This is a genomic window from Niabella agricola (assembly GCF_021538615.1).
Taxonomy (GTDB): domain Bacteria; phylum Bacteroidota; class Bacteroidia; order Chitinophagales; family Chitinophagaceae; genus Niabella; species Niabella agricola.
This window is the reverse complement of record NZ_JAJHIZ010000003.1, coordinates 3,349,844-3,369,330: the sequence shown is the minus strand read 5'-3', so window position 1 is coordinate 3,369,330 and position 19,487 is coordinate 3,349,844. Positions and strand designations below refer to the sequence as shown.

Annotated in this window: 16 protein-coding genes; 9 read left to right on the top strand and 7 right to left on the bottom strand. The window is 46.4% G+C overall.

Features of this window, described 5'->3' with window-relative positions:
- Positions 1-158: 158 nt before the first annotated feature.
- From LL912_RS19470 to LL912_RS19460, 3 genes are all read right to left on the bottom strand, one after another.
- Positions 159-1,877, bottom strand: a complete 1,719-nt coding sequence (locus LL912_RS19470) for an ATP-dependent nuclease (RefSeq protein ID WP_235555276.1) — start codon at positions 1,875-1,877, stop codon at positions 159-161.
- Positions 1,878-1,965: 88 nt separating this feature from the next.
- Positions 1,966-2,949, bottom strand: coding sequence for a virulence RhuM family protein (locus LL912_RS19465; protein ID WP_235555275.1), 984 nt, complete (start codon positions 2,947-2,949; stop codon positions 1,966-1,968).
- 15 nt (positions 2,950-2,964) lie between these two features.
- Positions 2,965-3,384: a hypothetical protein gene (locus LL912_RS19460; RefSeq protein WP_235555274.1), complete on the bottom strand. Its 420-nt coding sequence runs from the start codon at positions 3,382-3,384 to the stop codon at positions 2,965-2,967.
- A 227-nt stretch (positions 3,385-3,611) separates the two neighbouring features.
- Here LL912_RS19460 and LL912_RS19455 point away from each other — a divergent pair, with 227 nt between their 5' ends.
- Positions 3,612-4,085: a hypothetical protein gene (locus LL912_RS19455; RefSeq protein ID WP_235555273.1), complete on the top strand. Its 474-nt coding sequence runs from the start codon at positions 3,612-3,614 to the stop codon at positions 4,083-4,085.
- Positions 4,086-4,363: 278 nt separating this feature from the next.
- Positions 4,364-4,948 (top strand): hypothetical protein, encoded by a 585-nt coding sequence (locus LL912_RS19450; RefSeq protein ID WP_235555272.1) that lies wholly within the window; start codon positions 4,364-4,366, stop codon positions 4,946-4,948.
- 98 nt (positions 4,949-5,046) lie between these two features.
- On the opposite strand, the gene LL912_RS19445 is transcribed toward LL912_RS19450, so the two are convergent.
- The 3 genes from LL912_RS19445 to uvrB all read right to left on the bottom strand — a co-directional run bounded on the left by LL912_RS19445 (position 5,047) and on the right by uvrB (position 8,745).
- Positions 5,047-5,436, bottom strand: coding sequence for a DoxX family protein (locus LL912_RS19445; RefSeq protein ID WP_235555271.1), 390 nt, complete (start codon positions 5,434-5,436; stop codon positions 5,047-5,049).
- Between the two features lie 227 nt (positions 5,437-5,663).
- On the bottom strand, positions 5,664-6,242 hold the full coding sequence (locus tag LL912_RS19440; RefSeq protein ID WP_235555270.1) for a four helix bundle suffix domain-containing protein: 579 nt from the start codon (positions 6,240-6,242) through the stop codon (positions 5,664-5,666).
- A gap of 463 nt (positions 6,243-6,705) precedes the next feature.
- Complete coding sequence (gene uvrB / locus LL912_RS19435; protein ID WP_235555269.1) at positions 6,706-8,745, bottom strand: excinuclease ABC subunit UvrB; 2,040 nt, start codon at positions 8,743-8,745, stop codon at positions 6,706-6,708.
- Between the two features lie 107 nt (positions 8,746-8,852).
- Between uvrB and LL912_RS19430 the strand changes: the two genes are divergently transcribed.
- On the top strand, positions 8,853-10,295 hold the full coding sequence (locus LL912_RS19430) for a S41 family peptidase (RefSeq protein ID WP_235555268.1): 1,443 nt from the start codon (positions 8,853-8,855) through the stop codon (positions 10,293-10,295).
- 282 nt (positions 10,296-10,577) lie between these two features.
- Here the strand turns inward: LL912_RS19430 and LL912_RS19425 are convergent, their stop codons facing one another.
- Positions 10,578-11,045 (bottom strand): methylglyoxal synthase, encoded by a 468-nt coding sequence (locus tag LL912_RS19425; RefSeq protein WP_235555267.1) that lies wholly within the window; start codon positions 11,043-11,045, stop codon positions 10,578-10,580.
- Positions 11,046-11,146: 101 nt separating this feature from the next.
- On the opposite strand from LL912_RS19425, the gene LL912_RS19420 reads away from it, so the two are divergent.
- The 6 genes from LL912_RS19420 to gatB all read left to right on the top strand — a co-directional run bounded on the left by LL912_RS19420 (position 11,147) and on the right by gatB (position 19,473).
- Entirely contained in the window at positions 11,147-12,046 is a 900-nt protein-coding gene (locus LL912_RS19420) for a hypothetical protein (protein WP_235555266.1), read from the top strand.
- Between the two features lie 433 nt (positions 12,047-12,479).
- Positions 12,480-15,104: an alanine--tRNA ligase gene (alaS, locus tag LL912_RS19415; protein ID WP_235555265.1), complete on the top strand. Its 2,625-nt coding sequence runs from the start codon at positions 12,480-12,482 to the stop codon at positions 15,102-15,104.
- A gap of 161 nt (positions 15,105-15,265) precedes the next feature.
- A complete protein-coding gene (locus LL912_RS19410; protein WP_235555264.1) occupies positions 15,266-16,141 on the top strand; it encodes an ion transporter in 876 nt (291 codons plus the stop codon).
- A gap of 4 nt (positions 16,142-16,145) precedes the next feature.
- Complete coding sequence (locus LL912_RS19405; protein WP_235555263.1) at positions 16,146-16,748, top strand: hypothetical protein; 603 nt, start codon at positions 16,146-16,148, stop codon at positions 16,746-16,748.
- A 97-nt stretch (positions 16,749-16,845) separates the two neighbouring features.
- Positions 16,846-17,841 carry a PDZ domain-containing protein gene (locus LL912_RS19400; protein WP_235555262.1) on the top strand — a complete coding sequence of 332 codons (996 nt, stop codon included), beginning with the start codon at positions 16,846-16,848 and terminating at the stop codon, positions 17,839-17,841.
- Positions 17,842-18,027: 186 nt separating this feature from the next.
- A complete protein-coding gene (gatB, locus tag LL912_RS19395; RefSeq protein WP_235555261.1) occupies positions 18,028-19,473 on the top strand; it encodes an Asp-tRNA(Asn)/Glu-tRNA(Gln) amidotransferase subunit GatB in 1,446 nt (481 codons plus the stop codon).
- The last annotated feature ends 14 nt before the right edge of the window (positions 19,474-19,487 follow it).

Sequence of the window (19,487 nt, the reverse complement as noted above, 5' to 3'; positions counted from 1 at the left end):
CGGATACTTCTCAAAAATCATCTGCCTTTACTTGCTCATCTTGTCTTTAAATCAAAAAATCAAATTCTTAAAACTCGATTGATTAACACAGGTCCTAACTTATTCCAGAAGCATCAATACTTTTATTCCGTTTTAGGCTCTATTTTTTAAGGTTCAAATCAATTAATTAAGCTCTTTATCTCTTTCGCAAGAGTTTGGTCAATTTGAAGTCCTCGTTCTTCAACCTGATTCCAGAATATGTCTTTAACATCTTGCGTATTACGGATCATTTTCTTCGCATCATCTAATCCTCTTGCAGTTTTACTTCTTATATGTGCATGAGTTCGTGACAGCTTAGCGGGGACCGCCCCGTCTGACATAGCTCTAGTATGTGTTGCATTAAACACCTGATTTGCGCAGCTTTCAACTATTGAATCGTGCTCTTTAAAAAGCTCTTCCATCGCATACCCTTCTGGAAAAAGAATCAAATAGACATTATTTTCAAATTTATATTTGATAAATCCACTTGCTGTTTTTTTCACTTCTTCTCCTACTTCCAATGAGCTTCTAAATTCTTTACCTCCGTCGTCATTATCTACGAGGAAAAAGATACTTCTCCCCATACTTACATCAACAGCACGCAAGACATCAAAATATCTTTTTAGTTCTGTAACGCCACTAAGTCTTTGCGTAATATCGATTCCCGATTCAATAAGCTTCTGCTCTGTAATCTCCTTCGAGTCTTCAATAATGAGGAGCCTTTGTGCTTCAGATGTTCTAAAATATATGTCAAAATTCGGATCACCCATTAGGAGGCCAATCTCCTTTACTTCATCGTTTGTCCAGTTGGATACCAACTTGCTTTCAATGGGAGAATGACTATCGATAGTAAACCACATTATCCTTTCTGCGTTTTGTTTTGATGTGGCGAGTAGTAAAGGAGAATGAGTTGACACTAACATTTGAATACTGTCCAACCACAGATCTGAACAGAGCAAATATCCCAACTTGAAAATAATATCTGCATGCAAAAAGGATTCAGGCTCTTCAACAAGCCAAATCGGATAATAAAATCCTCGGTGCAGAGTTTTATCACTATCAAGAAGGAAATGAGTCTGGTAAAGAATTGTTGATTGGGCGCCTGTACCTTGTGATGTTAATGAAACATCTGGCAGCTCCGAGGAAGCCTTAAAAATTATCTCCGAAATTCCAATTACATCTTCAATTTTTTCGGGTAGGTCAACCTTCGTGCTACAACCAGGCCATATATTCTGCAGACTTTGAGTTAAGCCGTTAGATAAATAGCTATTTGCCCTTTTCCTTAAATCAGTCCACTGCTTTTGTAATTGTCCTAAAATATCTGCGAGGGCAGCATTCCGTCCCCAATTAGATAATAGACGCCTCTTTAATTTTTCCTGTGCTTTTTCCAATAATTCTTTTGCCTCCTGCGGATGTATATATGAAACTGATATTTTAGAAAGGAATTCAAGGACTTCTGGCGGCAAAGAATCAAACTGAATAGTAGTTTTACCCAGTGTATAGTCTATAATTGTTGTATTTGTATTTTCTCTATATGTAAAGTTCTTGTTGAGCGTTAAGGAGTCTCCATAAAGCTTTTTTAATTTAGCCTGAAGGCTTTTTGTAGTGATGATATTCAAGTCAAAAGTAATACCAATAACTGTTTTATTGAATCCAGTACCCTTTGAGCGTAGTTCAGTTTGATTAATATATTCAGGAGAATATTGGTTGTCGTCAAAAAAGCAATGCATGGCCTTCAATACCGCAGATTTTCCTGCATTATTCGCCCCAATAAAAAAATTCGATTGTCCCAAATTAAACATTTGTCTTCTTCGGTAACATTTAAAATTTTGGATTGAAATTCTCGTAATAAGAGTCATAATAAATTATTGTTTTGGTCTTCTTAATCATTATCAATTTTGTAGGAATTGATCACATAAATAGCTAAACAAAAGTTTTGTAATTCACCTACTGTACTTTTCCTATCTTTTTCATACCATCTTCCAGTAGCTTCAGGCTTTCCACCGCCTCAATTTCTTTCCTCCGTGCATCAAATTTTTCATATTCCTTTTCAGCCAGTTCATCGGCAATTTTTTTGCTTATGCGCCCGGCATCCAGCTTTATTTCCTTTTGGTTAATGGTTAGTATATCATGCAGCCGCGCCGCCCAGTCCTTCATATACATGGGTACCTGCCGCAGTGCCTGTGTTTCTGCAAAGGCCAGGTATTGCTCTACCAGCAGGTTCAGTTCTTTTAGCTCCAGCTCCGTAAGGTAATTTTTAGCAATGGTTACATCCGTTTTGCGCAGCTTATCGCCCTTCCAGGTAGTAAGGCCCATATTGGGCTTATCTGCACTGGCCCTTTTATAAATAAGCTCCGCAGCAGTGTGGCTATGCACCGCCCAGTGCAGCTTGTTTTGCACGGAGGCAAAAAAAGCCTGTGTGGTGGCAGCATTACGGTCATAATCGATACTGGTGGCGTATATTTCTTTTACCTTTTCATAAAAGATCCGCTCTGTAGAGCGTATATCCCGTATACGATCCAGCAGCTCCTGAAAATAGTTGGGCTGGTTGCCGGATTTAAGGCGTTCATCATCCAGGGTAAAGCCTTTTATTAAATATTCCTTCAGGCGCTGGGTGGCCCATTTGCGAAATTGGATTCCCCGATGACTATCTACCCGGTACCCAACAGATATAATAACATCAAGGTTGTAAAACTTGGTGTTATACATTTTGCCATCAGCAGCAGTTGTTCGGTATTTCCGAACAACTGAATCTTCATCCAATTCTCCCGTCTTAAAAATATCTGTCAGATGCTCACTTATGGATGATTTTGATTTCTGATATAATGTACACATCTGTGTTTGCGATAACCACACATCTTCGCTCTCAAGCCTTACTTCAATCCTTGTATCACCTCCCTCTGTTTGGTAAATTAAAATCTCACTTTCCATAGATTAGTGGTTTGTTTAAAGTTCTATATTTAATTTTTTGGTGTTTTTTCTGCGGGAAAATTTAAAAACGGTTTCATTTTCAATGGTTTCTTCGGATATATCGTAAACCACAGACTCAGCTTTGTAATTGATTTTCAGAGCGTCAAATAAAGCTTTGAGATTAATATAGTAATACTGGCCCGCCTTAGCTATGCGAAAAGCGCCACTTCTTACCTCCTTATAAACAATTACATATAAGGAATCATCCGAAGGATCATCCTCATTCGTTCCTATTGCGGCACTTTTGTTTGGTTCAAGCTTCAGCCTTTTAGCAGCGTCTACTGTAAAGCCCAATTTTCCACTCTTGTGCACAGTGGCCTTCAAATTTCTATCAAGACTATCCGGATTGAAAAACTTTATTTTCATACCACAAAAATAAACAATTGTTAGCAACATCCAAATAGTATTAATCACCCATCCATTTATTTGTTTATCCCCTTGCACCCGCCCATAACAACCCCCTAATTTGGCACTACTTCAATTAATGGTTTTAACAGTGTATTACCACTACCAAGAAGCAATATATAAAAAATAATTATTATTTTAGGATTACCGTTTTAAGACACCAAAATCCCTTTAGAAAACGGAGAAACACAATTTTTGATAACCAAAAAACAATCGCTATGGCAAACGCAAATTTTAACCGCGTGGATGCGGTATTAACACCGGAAGCACTGCAAACCGTAAAAGACCACCTGGCTGCTATTCAACAGGCGCTGCCTTTTTTAACCGGACTTACCCCTGCAGAACGCATGGCCCTGCCCAAAATTAACGTGAGCAACAAAGTATTTACAGAAGATGCCATACAGGCCGCCGTAAATAATGCCCCGCTGGTTCCCTCCTTTATTAAAACGGATGAAATGAAAAAAGACCTGGACCTTTACCACGGGCTGGATGAGCTGGTGCTGGTGGTGCAGCAACTGGCGGAAAAACTGGCAGATACTCAGCTGCTGGCCGGCAGTGAGGCGTATTCCAGCGCATTGATTGTGTACAAAATATTTGGTGCGGCTGCGGAAAGCGGGGTGCAGGGCAGCAAAACCATTTATGAGCAACTGCGGCAACGTTTTGCACCGGCAGCAAAAGCTCCGGAGGCTTAAAGACCTGTTAGGTCTGTACCCGGCGTCAAACAGACCTAACAGGTTTGGCCACCTTGTAGCTGGGCCAGCCCGCTAAAAACCCGGGCCGGCCCAGTTTTTTTGTGTGTTGTCGCAGGTTGAAGCTCTACGCGCCTACCTAAAACCCAAGCGTCCGGAGCATTTTTCTCCATCGGAGCGCCGTTATACCTGCATTGCCGGAACTTTGAGGTACCCTCCCCTACCTGTACAGGTGGGTTGCCGGAGGAAAATACGGCGTGAACGCTGGAAAAAGCTGGGGGGTGGAAGGTATCTGGTGGGTATTTGAAAAAATATACTTCTGCACTATTACTTTGGAGATATTAAATATATTGGTATTTTTACATATAAAGCTACCAGTTATGAGAATAATCTATTTATCCGTTTTACTTGTACTGCTTTCCGCAACCTCCTGTTCAAAAAAGGAAAAAGTTTCTCCGACACCCGAAAAGGAGCAACCGAAAACACAGCTGTCAAACAAAGGCGGTAATAACAGTAAAATAGAAGTGACTGGGAACTGGGAGTGGATTTCGGGCTCGGTTGATCATCCCCCGTTCTTTTTAAATCCCGAAAGTACCCCCTGGTACAGGAAAACATTAACCTTCGATGAAAGTTTTCACTATAAACTTGTTCCTAATGACTCATCCGCAAAAGCACCTCGTGGTGACTCCGGAACCTATAGAATTTTGGATACCCTGTGGGTTGGCCGGCAAACCACTTTGATCTGTTTTTATTCAGGGGGGCTTGAAAAAAACAAGACGGTTCTTCCAATTTCATTAACGGGCAATAACGACTCGCTGCATTTTCTTGGCGGTTTTGCAAACGATCATTATAAAAAGATTCCATAAAGCCCGACGGGTTGCCAGTTGCGCCTGTTGGGTATCGGTTGGATAAGCAATAAGACCAATTACAGAGCTTGCTTATTTGCCTGTAAATGCCCGGGGCATTAGCCCCCCTTCTTCCGCAAGCTAATCCCCTGCGGAAACATAATAGCCAACAATACAAAGATCAGCAGGAAATTAAACTCCACACCGTTGCGGCCGCCTCCCACTACATACCATCCTTCTTTGAAGTGTACCATTACAATACCCATGATCAATATAAAAATGGTTATGCCACCGGCGATGCGGATCCACTTATTGGCAAGCAGACAGATGGCGGCTCCGATATGCGATAGTTTAATCAGCCAGGCAAGGAGTACGCCAAGGTGCGCTAAACCGCTTTTGTTCAGGTAAGCTCCAAAGCCGATAATGCCTCCATTAAACATGCCCGGTATACTGTGTACCAGTAAAATGACGGATACGGCAAAGCGCAGCAGGAAGGTATTGTTTAACATTTTTATGGGTTTTAAAGGTGCAATATATTGTATATAGTGTTCTTGTTTATGCTCCAAAAGCAAAGTGCTCCTTCTCATTGAGGGGACGGGGAGACTTGGAAGACATCGACAGCGCTGCGTCGCTCCAGTCACCAGGTCCCCCAAATAACCGTACCTGCACTACAAAGGATTTAGCGCTTGAAGATTCTTTTAAATTAATAAATCCTGCTAAAGTAGTATAGCCAGGTTTATTGTTGCTTCTTATTCCTATACTGCAATCGCGCGTACATCATTCGTTCGCGTAAGCCGCCTTCTTTAAGAAATGTCTTTTCCAATGATATTATTTGCTGTCCCAGCAAATAAATGTTAACCTTACACAGGCTTCGCAATACATTACCACTAATTTCCGCATCTTCATGCTCTATGGCTTTTTTAAACGTATCATAAGCGGCGTTGGGCGTTTTGTTGAGTTCATCAAAGCGCAAAGAAAGACGGTGATTCCGATCCCATTGCGTTAGCTTATTTGTGCGCAAAAAATCTTCATAATCTATCAATAATTCTTCTAAAGAAGCCCGGGCTACATTGGTTAACTTTATTTCTGTTTCTTTTGAAGTAGCGGATGCCATACTTGCCTCCGCAATATTTTGTTTTCCCGAACGGGCCGCTTGTATCATCTGTTCTTTAGTGCGGTCATATTTGCCAAAGTAACGATTGCAAAAAAACACCGTTCCGTCATAAATGATTTCAGTTTTCTGAAAAGTGATCAGGTTTCTATAGCCGCCATGTGCAGGAATAAACCCGTCCAAATGTTCTTCGTTAGCATCCATAAAAATGGTTTGCTTAAAGTTACATTATTTTAGAGAATGAAATTCCTAGGGGGAGTTAATTTTATTAGCACGATGTCTGGTGGAATACCGGCTCCTAACGGAGCCCAAACGACCCCACTTGCGCAGGCCTCCCGGCCTGTGCACACCCGTCACTCCATCCGGCAAATAAGTAATGGTAAAGCACTGGTCAGGAGACCAGCGCCAGATTAAGAGTTAATACCCGCCGGGCCGATGGCCCTCCTTAGACAAGGGCGTATAAAAGTAAGGGCTCTTTCTCATTGAGGGGGACGGGGAGACTTAGGAGACATAGATACTACAGCGACCTTTTTGGGGTGGTACACCTTGTCTCACCAATCGCCCAGGTCTTCCGAAAACAACCCGCTACCCCATATTCAAATGCTGAAGAGTGCGACGCAAGACCGCCGCCACCCGCACTAAAGCCGGGCCCATAAAAACACTGCTTCTACCGCTTCATCTCCTCCAGTTCTTTCTGCATTTTGAACATCTCATCCCTTAACCGCGCGGCTTCCATAAAGTCGAGGTCTTTGGCGGCTTTTTCCATTTCCTTCTTCACCTTGGCCACCGCCTTTTCCATCTGCGGGATGGTCTTGTATTCTGCCGGGTCTTCTGCCGCCACGGTGATCATATCCTGGTCGAAACCGATGGCAAGCCGGTCTTTTTCATCAAAGCCTTTAATATCCAGCACAGAAGTTTGCTTGAACACCTGTTCCTTTGATTTTTTTACCGTGCGGGGCGTGATATTGTGCTCGATATTATATGCGATCTGCTTTTCCCTTCTCCGCATCGTTTCATCGATCGTGCGCTGCATGCTGCCGGTCATGACATCGGCATAAAAGATCACACGGCCATCTACATTCCGCGCGGCGCGGCCAGCCGTCTGGGTCAGCGATTTTTCATTTCTTAAAAAGCCTTCCTTATCCGCATCCAGTATGGCCACCAGGCTTACTTCGGGAAGATCCAGCCCTTCCCTTAACAGGTTTACGCCTACCAACACATCGATCTCCCCCAACCGCAGCTGGCGCAGGATCTCCACCCGGTCCAGCGTATCCACCTCGCTGTGGATGTACTTGGATTTAATATTGATGCGGTGCAAGTATTTATCCATCTCCTCGGCCATGCGCTTGGTAAGCGTAGTTACCAATACACGATCGCCTTTCTTTACCGTTTTGTCTATTTCATCCAGCAGATCATCGATCTGGTTGATGCTGGGCCGCACTTCAATGGGCGGATCCAGCAGGCCCGTGGGACGCACCACCTGCTCCACGATGACACCGCCGGTCTTTTCCAGTTCATATTTATCCGGCGTGGCCGAAACAAAGACCATCTGGTTCTGCAGGTTCTCAAATTCATGAAAATTCAGCGGACGGTTATCCATGGCAGAAGGCAGGCGGAAACCATAGTCCACCAGGATCAGCTTCCGGCTGCGGTCGCCCCCATACATCCCGCTGATCTGCGGCATGGTCTGGTGACTCTCATCAATAATCGTAATATAATCTTTGGGAAAATAATCCAGCAGACAGAAGGGCCTTGTACCGGGGTTGCGCCGGTCGAAGAAGCGGGAATAGTTCTCCACGCCGTTACAATAGCCCAGCTCGCGGATCATTTCCACATCATACTCCACGCGCTCTTTCAGGCGCTGTGCTTCGATCAGCTTATTCTGCTGTTTAAAATATTCTACCTGTGCATTCATCTCATCCTGTATCTCGAACAGCACCTGGTTGATCATGTCCTTGGGCGCCACATAAAGATTGGCCGGGAAGATGGCGGCATTCTCCATCTTGGCGATCCGCTTGCCGGTATTGACATCGATGCTTTCGATCTGTTCGATCTCATCCCCAAAGAAAGTAACACGGTAACCAAAATCGAGGTAGGGCAGGTTGATATCCACGGTATCCCCTTTTACGCGGAAGCTCCCCCGGGTAAACTCCAGCGTGGTACGGGTATACAATGAATTGACCAGGGCATGTAAGAATCCCTGCCGGGAGAGGGTTTGTCCTTTATCGATCCGGATGATCCCGTTCTCATAATCGGTGGGGTTACCCATACCATAAATACAGCTTACAGATGCCACCACGATGATGTCCCGGCGGCCGCTGAGCAGACTGGTAGTGGCCCGCAGGCGCAGCTTATCCAGTTCTTCATTGATGGCCAGGTCCTTTTCGATATAGGTGTCGCTTACCGGCATATAGGCCTCGGGTTGGTAATAATCGTAGTACGATACAAAATACTCTACCGCGTTATCCGGGAAGAACTGCCGGAACTCACCGTACAACTGGGCTACCAGGGTTTTGTTATGGGTAATGATGAGCGTGGGCCGCTGCACATTCTGGATCACATTGGCCATGGTATAGGTTTTACCGCTACCGGTAACCCCCAGTAGGGTCTGATATTTTTCCCCTGCCAGGAGCCCCTCCGTTAACTGGCGGATGGCTTCCGGCTGATCGCCGGCGGGAGGAAAGGGAGTATGTAGGTTGAAAGGCATGTAGAATTGAGATTTGAGACCTGAGATTCGAGATTTGCTTTCTTTACCGGCACAAGTTAAAAAAATAACGCTTTTTAAAACATATATTTGTTTAATACTATTGTTTTATGCGAAGAATGCTGCTGCTGTGTCTCCTGCTGTGCTGCTGCTGCCAGCTGAAGGCACAAACTATATATTCCCAAAAACAACTGGAGGAAGATCTAAAAACGTTCAGACACCTGCTTACACACACCAATCCGATACTTACCAAAGAAGAGCGCAACGATCTCGACCAAACACTTTCAACAACCATAAAGTTGTTGCCGCCGGAGGGCGCTACAGCACTTGCTTTCATTGATTATATAAAAGCATCTAAAATAAACACCGGCTATGACGACCATGCCGGTGTGTTTTTGGGAGAACAGGTCTTTCCCTTTTCAGATATATACTTCCCGTTTCCTGTTCATATTCTTGATGACCGGATATTGGTGAATACCGAAAAAGCCAGGGTCCCTTTCGGAAGCATGATTCTAAGCATCAATGGCATGCGTACTGCTGAGATTGTGAAAAAGCTTGCCGGGGAAGGGGACCGTAACAATTTCAGAAGGCATAAACTGAGCCAGGCATTTCCCTATGTATTCTATAAAGAGTATGGCGCTAGCAACAAATTTATCATCATCTATAAAGATAGCATCAACAGCCGGAATGAAAAATCAATTACATATGACGCTACCGGGTTAAACGGGATTAAAGAGGAGGCTGTTTCTGCCGTATTCCCACTGATCAGAGATGCGCGCTCCGGCCCTTTTAGCGTACAGACGCAGTTCTTTCCCGAATCAAAAACATATTATCTGCGGCTCCTTTCTTTTGGCAGCGTACCCGATACCTATAAACAGATCGAACGCTCCTTCGATAGTGTTTTTAAGGACATACGGTTAAAAGAGGTCCGGAACCTGATCCTGGATATCCGGGAAAATAATGGAGGATTACTGGACGTTCCGGGATTGCTGTTTTCTTATCTTACAGATTCGGTAGTATATGAAACCTATAAACAGAAAATGTTACCAGTAAAAAACATTCCGCTGGACAACTTAAAACAAATTGATTTTATGCCAACAAGTTCTAAAGCAGAAGCAAAGAAAAGAATGTATCGTCTGTACGATGGGTTTACCATAACGAACAACAGGTCGGAAAAAGAAGTACGTTTTAAGCGATCACCAAGCCCGTACCGGTTCTCAGGAAATACCTGTCTTCTTGTAAATGGGGGAACTTTTTCAGCTGCCACTTATTTTGCCGCATTATTTAAGTCCCATAAAAGAGGCCCGGTTTTCGGGTCAACGGTTGGCGGTTCTATAAAGGGGATCACCGCGGGTCATACGCTTTTATACGAACTCCCCAACACAAAAATCCAGGTAACGCTTCCACTTGCATATATTACCTTTGACGATAGCCTATACCATGCAACGGGTAATGAATATATTGCTCCGGATACCAAAGTACCTTTTGAACTTGCATATCCGTATTTTTTAAAAAAACTGGACTGGGGAATCAATATAAACGCCGGCCAATAGAAAATAGAGCTTCTTCTCAACGAGGTGAAAAGGCTTGCTCCGGCGGGAGGAAAGGGCGTATGTAGGTTGAAAGGCATGTAGAATTGAGATTTGAGACTTGAGATTCGAGCTCTTTACCGGCACAAGTTAAAAAAATAACGCCGTTTACCATGCTTGAGGCAAAAGCATTTTCAGTAGTAGTGGATGAAGTACTGTGCGTATCGTAATCTTCGGGGGACAGCGAGACCCGGGGGACAATGAAAGTCGCACGAGTCGCCCTGCCCCCCATAAGTTTTACAAAAACTATAAACTACTGTTCATCTCCGGCAATTTCCGCTTTAAATACGTCGAATAATCCGTTTGCAGGGCTTTGTATTCCTCGGTCATAAAAGACGCAGCAAACATAAAATCGGCGGTGGCGGCATTGCAGGCCACGGGCAGGTTATAGGTTGCCGATAAGCGTAACAGGGCTTTTACGTCCGGGTCGTGGGGCTGGGCTTCCATCGGATCCCAGAAAAAGATCAGGATGTCCAGCTTATCCTCGGCGATCATGGCCCCGATCTGCTGATCACCACCCAGCGGACCGCTCAACAATTTTTGAATGGGCAATTGCAGGGCCTGCTCCAGGATGGTACCGGTAGTTCCGGTCGCAAACAGGGTATGTGACACCAGCTTTTCTTTATTGGCGACTGCCCAGCTTAACAATTCATCCTTTTTATGATCATGCGCCACCAGCGCGATCCGCTTCCGGGCTCCCAGTATCCGTTCCATGGTTGTGTTTTAAGGATCTAAAGATAGATAAACCTTCCATTTCGCCCGCTAAAACCCCGATTGGTTAAAAACCCATAATTTTAGCCCATAAAATGTAAACCATGCGCGTACCTTTTTATCCGGTTGCAGCCATACTGGCGCTCTTCTTCCTGGCTTCCTGCAGCAGTACCAATCCCCGGTATATTCATAACCCGGCCGTTTATAATGCTTCTTTCTTTCGCCAGCAGGGCGACTTTAAGCTGAGCGGTGCTTTTGCCGCAAACCCCAATAACCTGTTCAGCGATATGGACCTTGACAGCAGTCAGGATAGTAAGGATAAAAACCTTGGTTTTGATGTACAGGCCGCCGTTGCCGTTACTGACCATTTTATGATCCAGGTGGCTGGCATGCGCCGGTTTGAGAAAGACCGTTTCAATGATGACGATCTTTTAGATGCAAACAAGTCCTCCAAAATAAACTACACCCGTTCTATGATCGATGTAGGCGCCGGTTTTTATACCGCCATGGGGGCATCGCAGAAGGTTTATTTTAACGGAATCTTCGGGGCCGGCTTTGGTTCCTCCAAATCCACCGATAAAGGCAGCCCCACGGAACGCAACCGGTATTACGATTACAATTTTGTGAAATACCACATCACCCCTTCCTTTAATTTCTTTTTTTCCGACAATGCCCGTCTGTCGGTAGCGCCGCAGTTTTCACTGATGACCAGCAGCAATATCAAAACCAATTATACAGAAGATGAACAGGCCCGCGTGGGATACAATACACTTCCCAATAAAAACAAAGTGTTTTTTGAGCCCAGCCTGCTGTTCCAGGCCGGGTTTCCTAATGTTTCCTGGATGAAGTTTGATGTGGGGATGAATTTTGCCACGAACCCGCTCAGCTCCAAATCCAATGAAGATGCTCCCCCCACAGTTTATGAAAACCGCGATCTGCGCTCAAGGAAGTTCCTGTTATCATTGGGTTTATCGTTTTACCCTTTTGAGGGAAAGCGGAAGTAGATGTATAAGCCGCAGATGCGCTGACTTTTATACCCGATGGCTTGATGGCTCAGCCTGGGTACATTCCAATAATCAAATCAGCGGCATTTTAAATCCAACGATCGCCGCAGATGCGCGGTTTTATACCGGTGGTTCGGCCGTTAAATACATTCCAATCTGCACATCAGCGGCATCTCCGATATTTTTCCCAACAATCGCGACAGATGCGTTGATTTTTTTTACTTCAACGGCCCGGCCGGTAAATACATCCCAATCTGCGAATCAGCGGCCTCTCCTTTATTGCCCTAATCATCGCCGCAGATGCGCAGGTTTTTTATGACCCGGTAGCTTCGCCGTTAAGCGTTTCCCGATCATCTGGGCCCAGACGGCATTCTTTATACGCCCCGAATCAACTAAATTTGCAGCCCACCGTCTTAATTACGGTGCATTTTATATGATGACCAGTACCGAGATCCGGCAGGCTTTTTTAGATTTTTTTAAAAGTAAAGGGCATGAAATCGTACCCTCTGCTCCTATTGTAGTAAAGAATGATCCAACCCTGATGTTTACCAACGCGGGGATGAACCAGTTTAAGGATTATTTCCTGGGGAACAAACAAAGTCCGTTTCCACGGGTGGCGGATACCCAGAAATGCCTGCGCGTAAGCGGCAAACACAACGACCTGGAAGAAGTGGGGGTGGATACCTATCACCATACCATGTTTGAAATGCTGGGCAACTGGAGTTTTGGAGATTACTTCAAGCCGGAGGCCATTGCCTGGAGCTGGGAACTGCTGGCCGAAGTATTCAAGATACCGAAAGATCGTTTATACGTTTCGGTTTTTGAGGGCGATGAAAAAGAAGGACTGCCTTATGATGAGGAAGCCGCAACCGAATGGAAAAAATGGATCAGTGAAGACCGCATCATCCGGGGAAAGAAAAAGGATAATTTCTGGGAAATGGGCGATACCGGTCCTTGCGGCCCCTGTTCGGAGATCCACGTGGATTGCCGGCCGGATGAAGAACGGAGCATGGTGGATGGAAAGACCCTGGTGAATGCCGATCATCCGCAGGTGATCGAGATCTGGAACAATGTATTCATCCAGTTCAACCGCCTGAAGGACGGCAGCCTGCAACCCCTGCCCGCCAAACACGTAGATACCGGTATGGGCTTTGAACGCCTGGTGCGGGTGCTGCAAAATAAAACCTCCAACTATGATACCGATGTATTCAGCGGCACCATTGCGGCTATAGAAACGATCACCGGTAAAAAATACGATTTCAGCGACAGCCGGGAAGCCATTGCCTTCCGCGTACTTTCGGACCATATCCGGGCCATCAGCTTTACCATTGCCGACGGACAATTACCCGCCAGCACGGGTGCGGGTTATGTGATCCGCCGGATCCTGCGCCGGGCCGTACGGTATTATTATTCTTATTTAGATTATAAACAACCGCTGCTGAGCCAGCTGGTAGCCGTGATTGCGAACCAGTTTGAACACGTGTTCCCCGAACTGAAACAACAGGAGGCATTTGTCACCAAGGTGATTAAAGAAGAGGAAGACTCCTTCCTGCGCACCCTGGAGAAAGGACTGAAGCGGATCGATGAACTGATGGCCCCCATCCGCGGAAAAGCTGCGGGAACCATATCGGGTAAAGACGCTTTTGAGCTCTACGATACCTACGGTTTCCCGATCGACTTAACGCGCCTGATTGCCTCGGAAAATAATATTGCAATCGATGAGGCCGGTTTTGAATCGGAGATGCAGCAGCAGAAAAACCGCAGCCGCGCCGCCACAGCCGTGGATACGGAAGACTGGCAGCTGGTGCATGCGGATGTACCGGTAACTTTTGTAGGTTACAATGACCTTAACGTTCCAACGAAGGTTACAAAATACCGAAAAGTAAAGGCAAAAGGAAAAGAACAATACCAGCTGGTGCTGGAAACCACACCGTTCTACGCCGAAAGCGGCGGACAGGTGGGCGATACGGGTACCCTGCAATTCGGCGATGAGGTGATCCCGGTTACGGACACCAAAAAGGAAAACGACCTCATCATCCAGTTTACCGATAAGCTGCCCGCTGTCATCAGCGGAGAAGCAACGGCCGTGGTGGATTTTGAAAAGCGTTTAAATACCACGTATAACCATACCGCCACCCACCTGTTGCATGCGGCATTGAAACAGGTACTGGGCGCGCATGTAAACCAGAAAGGTTCACTTGTGTCTCCCGATGTATTGCGTTTTGATGTATCGCATTTTGCCAAGATCACTGATGAAGAGATCCGCCAGGTGGAGATGATCGTGAATGAAAAGATCCGGGCAAACATCCCGGTGGTGATCAAGGAAATGCCCAAAGAGGAAGCGCTCAAACTGGGCGCCATGGCGCTCTTCGGCGAAAAATACGGAGATACCGTACGCGTGGTGACCATCGATCCGAAGTTCTCTGTAGAGCTTTGCGGGGGCACACATGTGCAGCAAACCGGTATGATCGGTATGTTCCTTATTACATCAGAATCGGCTGTAGCTGCAGGTGTACGCCGGATTGAAGCACTTACAGGCCCCGCCGCATTCCGTTACCTGAGTGAGAAAGTAGCAGAATACAAGCAGGTGGGCGAATTACTAAAAGCAGCCAATCCCTTAAAAGCGATTGAAAAACTAATCACCGATAAGGCCGCACTGGAAAAGAAAGTAGAGCGGCTGGAAGCAAAAGAACTGGTAGGCATCCGCAACAGTCTCCTGCAAAAAGACGAGATCATCAACCAGGTGAATTTTATCGGCGATATTGTGGAAGTGAGCAACCCGGACGCATTAAAGAAACTCTGTGGCGATCTGAAGAATCACCTGCGCGATTTTGTGGTGGTGCTCTGTGCCAATATCGGGGGCAAGGCTTCCGTAGCCGTTGCTATTGCCGACACGGTGGTAGCCGCAAAAGGCCTGGATGCGGGACAGATCATCAAGCAACAGGTAGCGCCCATCATCAAAGGCGGTGGCGGCGGACAAAAAACCCTGGCCACCGCGGGCGGACAGGAAGCGGGAAACCTGGATCAGGTGATTGATGCGGTGAAGGCGTTGCTTTGATCAACAGGCTGCTAACGAAACCCTGTCCGCTATTGTTTCATTAAAATGGCCGCAGATGCGCAGATTGCTGATAAATCAATCTGCGCATCTGCGGCTAAAATTTTAAGTCCCCCACCAACCTGTAACAATAAAAAGAATCCCCGATTTGCTATATTTGGTCTATGTCTTTATTCCGGCTCATCCCCGACAGACCTGATGTGGTACAGGATCAGAACCGGCCTGATGAAAAAGGAACCTTCCGGGAATGGCTCTATATCACCATCTTCCAGGCCACTACAACGGCCGGGAAGATCTTTGATATCGGGCTCTTTATCCTCATCCTCTCCAATATTGCCCTTTTAATGCTGGAAAGCGTGGAATCCCTTGCGGTAAAACACGCAACACTTTTCAGGGTACTGGATTATTTTTTCCTGGTGTTATTCTCTATCGAATACCTTTTGCGGCTTTATTGTGTACGCTCTGCAAAACGGTATGCTGCCAGTTTTTATGGGATCATCGACCTGCTGGCCATCCTGCCTTCTTATATGGAGTTCTTCTACCCGCAATGGCATGTGTTCATGATCGTGCGCAGCTTCCGCCTGCTGCGGATCTTCCGCATCTTCCGCATGGTAAAGTTCCTGGATGAAAGCCGGGTACTGATGTTTGCGCTCATCCGGGGCTTCCGGAAGATCCTTGTGTTCCTCTTCTTTGTATTGTTGCTGGCCGTCTTCCTCGGCTCCCTGATGTATGTGGTGGAGTTCGAGCATAACCCCGGATTTCATTCCATCCCCCAAAGCATTTACTGGGCCATTGTAACCATTACCACGGTGGGCTATGGGGATGTGGCGCCGGCAACTGCCCTCGGAAAGATCATTGCCTCTTTTATCATGATCCTGGGCTATTCCATCATCGCCGTTCCCACCGGCATCATGTCGGCCTCCGTGATCCAGGAAGAAAAAAGGAACCGGGGAAAACGCTGTCCGCACTGCCATGTGGCAGGACATGGAGCAGACGCCGTCTATTGCCGGAATTGTGGAGAAAAACTTAAAACCGATTAGTCGGATGACTGCTATGATCCTGGCGCAGCTAACACCTTTTGGTTGGGCACTCATCGGCGCAATGACGGCTGCGGTTTTTATCGCCATTAAATTTATTAAAAGAACAAGCCCTGGTGTTAAACCCGGATGCGCCGGTGTGGCGTATGTGGCCACCATCTATTTTATCCTGTTTCTGTTTGTGATCGTTTTTTTGCCGCTTTTATCCCAGCGCATTTACCAGGGCATCACCGGCGCACGGTCCGGCAGCTTTTTAGAATGGCTGACGGTGGGCGGTTGTTTTATAATGGTATTGGGTATGTTTTACATTATGAGCTGGGGCATTGCCTTTGCCCTTGGGCGCAGTACCAGGCGGTTTGCAGCTGTAGGCAGGCAACTCCTTGCCTGGTTCCTGATTCCGGTGGCCATGCTCTTTATGTTTTCCGTATTATGTTATGCCGTATACCTCCATTTTTCGGGTCAAAAACAGCAACCTTTTTGGGTTATTGCCATTTGCCTGTTATTTGCCGTTGCGCTCTTTTTTGGATGCTGGGGATACCTGAAAATGCTGACCGGTCAGCAGCGCGCGTTGCAGAACAACAAAAACAACCGGCGCGGTAACAAACTTTAACATTTCCGAATGTCTTCGTATTTCTCAAACCTCCTAACTTTGATCTACGAAAGAAAACGTATTTCCAAAACAGGTTGAACCATAAATTATTAATAAAATGAAGTTCCATTATGTACTTTTTGCGCTGCTGATGCCCGCCCTGGGTTTTGCGCAGAACCGCAATCAAAACAAAGAAGCCGAGCAGATCATTATCACTAAAAAGGGCAAAACAGATGATAAAATGACCATTATCGTAGACGGCGATAAGGTTACCGTAAATGGCGAACCGGTGGATACCGATAAAGAAGGCAATATCATTGTAAAAAGGAAAAAGATCAAGGATCTGGACGTGTACAATGAAGAAGGACCGTTTGGAAGGAGCCGCAATTTTAATGCCTTCGGAGGCAATAACTGGCAGGCGATGCCCGCCCCTAATAAAGCAATGCTGGGTGTGGTTACGCAAAAAACGGAAGATGGTGTAACCGTTATGAATGTATCAGAAGAAAGCGCCGCGGATAAGGCGGGGCTGAAGGAGGGGGATATCATCACAGCTGTGGACGGCAAAACCATTGCAGCTCCCGATGAGCTTTCAGCCGCCATCAAGGACAAAAATCCGGGTGATAAAGTGTCTATCTCCTATAAAAGAGATAACAAAAGCTATACTACACAAGCCGCCCTCACAAAATGGAAGGCCCCGGATACCATGGGCTTCCGTGGCGGTACCGAATCATTTCCGGCTCCCAATATCGACTTTAATGACCTGATGCGTCAGTTGCCCAACCAGAACGGCGGAAGCCGGAATTTCCGGTTCTATGGCAACCCGAGCTTTGAAACGAACAGTCCGAAGATCGGCATCCGCATCCAGGACCTGGAAAAAGGCGATGGCGTAAAAATCCTCGATGTAGATAAGGGCTCCGATGCCGATAAAGCAGGTTTAAAAAGTGGCGATATCGTAAAAGAGATCAACGGCCAGCCAGCCAACGGTACCGACCAGGCCACCCGGTTGATCCGCAGCAGCCGTAAACCGTCCCTGGACTTTAAGATCAGCCGGAACGGGAAAAGTCAATCGATTACCGTAACCCAGTCTGCCCGTATAAAAACGGCAGATCTGTAAATTTTTCAACCTTTTTGTTCCGGAAACGTTATATCGGTAGCATATCTCTATATGCTGATAGTTTTTAAGTTTTCGTGATTTAGGGTTTAAAGGCCGCCCCGGTTGAATCGTGGCGGCTTTTTTAATGCCCGGGAAAACCAATCTCCTTGCGTATCTTCGCGGACCTGAACAATTGATACGGAACACATGGAATGGAGTGAAAAATATGAAATTGTGATCGGCCTGGAAGTACATGCCCAGCTGCTGACGGAAAGCAAACTTTTTTGCGGAGACAGCATTGCATTTGGCGCAGCACCCAATACCCATGTAAGCCCCATCACTCTGGCACATCCCGGAAGTTTGCCTAAAATGAACCGGAAAGCGATTGAATACGCGGTAAAATTAGGGCTGGCCTGCCACTGCGAAATAGAACAAAAGAACTATTTCGCCCGCAAGAACTATTTTTATCCAGATCTGCCAAAGGGATACCAGATATCGCAGCACACCACCCCTATTTGTAAAAACGGGCATGTGACCATTAAAACGGCTGCCGGAACCCGGGATATCCGCCTGAACCGGATCCACATGGAAGAGGATGCCGGAAAAAGCATTCATGATGTAGATCCTTATAACACGGCCGTAGACTACAACCGTGCAGGAACGCCCCTGGTGGAGATCGTTACAGAACCGGACCTCCGCAGCAGCGAGGAAGCCTTCGCCTATGTATCCGAACTGCGCAAGCTGGTACGCTACCTGGAGGTATGCGATGGTAATATGGAGGAAGGCAGCATGCGGTGCGATGCGAATATTTCCGTTCGCCTGAGAGGAGCAGAAAAACTGGGCACCAAGGTGGAGGTAAAGAACCTCAACTCCATCCGTAACGTAAAACGGGCCATTGATTTTGAAGCAGAACGTCTGATGGGCCTGCTGGAAGCGGGGGAAACCATCCGCCAGCAAACCCGCAGCTTTGATGCCGGGAATGGTACCACCTTCGCCATACGCGATAAAGAAGATGCAGAAGATTACCGGTATTTTCCGGATCCGGACCTGCCGCCTTTCGACCTGGAAGATGCATTCATCGACAACATCCGCCGGATGATACCGGCCCTGCCAGCCGAACGCATTCACCGGTATATGACCGAATACCAGCTACCCGAATATGATGCGCAGGTACTTACCGAAGAACGGGATACCGCCGACTATTTTGAAACCATCCTGCAGCATACAAAAAATTATAAGGCAGCCGCCAACTGGATGCTGGGACCAGTGAAGACCTGGCTGAATGAAAATAGTCAGTCCATCGATGCTGTTCCCATAAAACCGGCTCAGGTAGCTGCACTCATTCAGTGCGTAGATTCAGGAAAAGTGAGCTTTTCTATCGCCTCCACAAGATTGTTCCAGCTGCTGTTGCAGCACCCGGAGGAACAGCCGCTGGCACTGGCAGAAAAAAACAACCTGATCCAACAGTCGGATGCAGCCGACCTGGAACCGGTGATCGATGCTGTGCTGGAAAAGCTGGCGCCCAAGGTTGCTGAATATAAAAAAGGGAAAAAGGGACTGCTGGCACTGTTTGTAGGCGAGGTCATGAAACAGACAAAAGGCAAGGCCGATCCGAAAAAGACCAACGAGATATTGTTGAAAAAGTTACAATAAGAATAACAGAGCTA

Coding starts and splice junctions, on each gene's coding strand:
- LL912_RS19455 (WP_235555273.1), top strand. CDS start 3,612: ATGGCAAACGCAAATTTTAACCGCGTGGATGCGGTATTAACACCGGAA.
- LL912_RS19470 (WP_235555276.1), bottom strand. CDS start 1,877: ATGACTCTTATTACGAGAATTTCAATCCAAAATTTTAAATGTTACCGA.
- LL912_RS19430 (WP_235555268.1), top strand. CDS start 8,853: ATGCGAAGAATGCTGCTGCTGTGTCTCCTGCTGTGCTGCTGCTGCCAG.
- alaS (WP_235555265.1), top strand. CDS start 12,480: ATGATGACCAGTACCGAGATCCGGCAGGCTTTTTTAGATTTTTTTAAA.
- LL912_RS19405 (WP_235555263.1), top strand. CDS start 16,146: ATGACTGCTATGATCCTGGCGCAGCTAACACCTTTTGGTTGGGCACTC.
- gatB (WP_235555261.1), top strand. CDS start 18,028: ATGGAATGGAGTGAAAAATATGAAATTGTGATCGGCCTGGAAGTACAT.
- LL912_RS19445 (WP_235555271.1), bottom strand. CDS start 5,436: ATGTTAAACAATACCTTCCTGCTGCGCTTTGCCGTATCCGTCATTTTA.
- LL912_RS19410 (WP_235555264.1), top strand. CDS start 15,266: ATGTCTTTATTCCGGCTCATCCCCGACAGACCTGATGTGGTACAGGAT.
- LL912_RS19440 (WP_235555270.1), bottom strand. CDS start 6,242: ATGGATGCTAACGAAGAACATTTGGACGGGTTTATTCCTGCACATGGC.
- LL912_RS19425 (WP_235555267.1), bottom strand. CDS start 11,045: ATGGAACGGATACTGGGAGCCCGGAAGCGGATCGCGCTGGTGGCGCAT.
- LL912_RS19460 (WP_235555274.1), bottom strand. CDS start 3,384: ATGTTGCTAACAATTGTTTATTTTTGTGGTATGAAAATAAAGTTTTTC.
- uvrB (WP_235555269.1), bottom strand. CDS start 8,745: ATGCCTTTCAACCTACATACTCCCTTTCCTCCCGCCGGCGATCAGCCG.
- LL912_RS19420 (WP_235555266.1), top strand. CDS start 11,147: ATGCGCGTACCTTTTTATCCGGTTGCAGCCATACTGGCGCTCTTCTTC.
- LL912_RS19465 (WP_235555275.1), bottom strand. CDS start 2,949: ATGGAAAGTGAGATTTTAATTTACCAAACAGAGGGAGGTGATACAAGG.
- LL912_RS19400 (WP_235555262.1), top strand. CDS start 16,846: ATGAAGTTCCATTATGTACTTTTTGCGCTGCTGATGCCCGCCCTGGGT.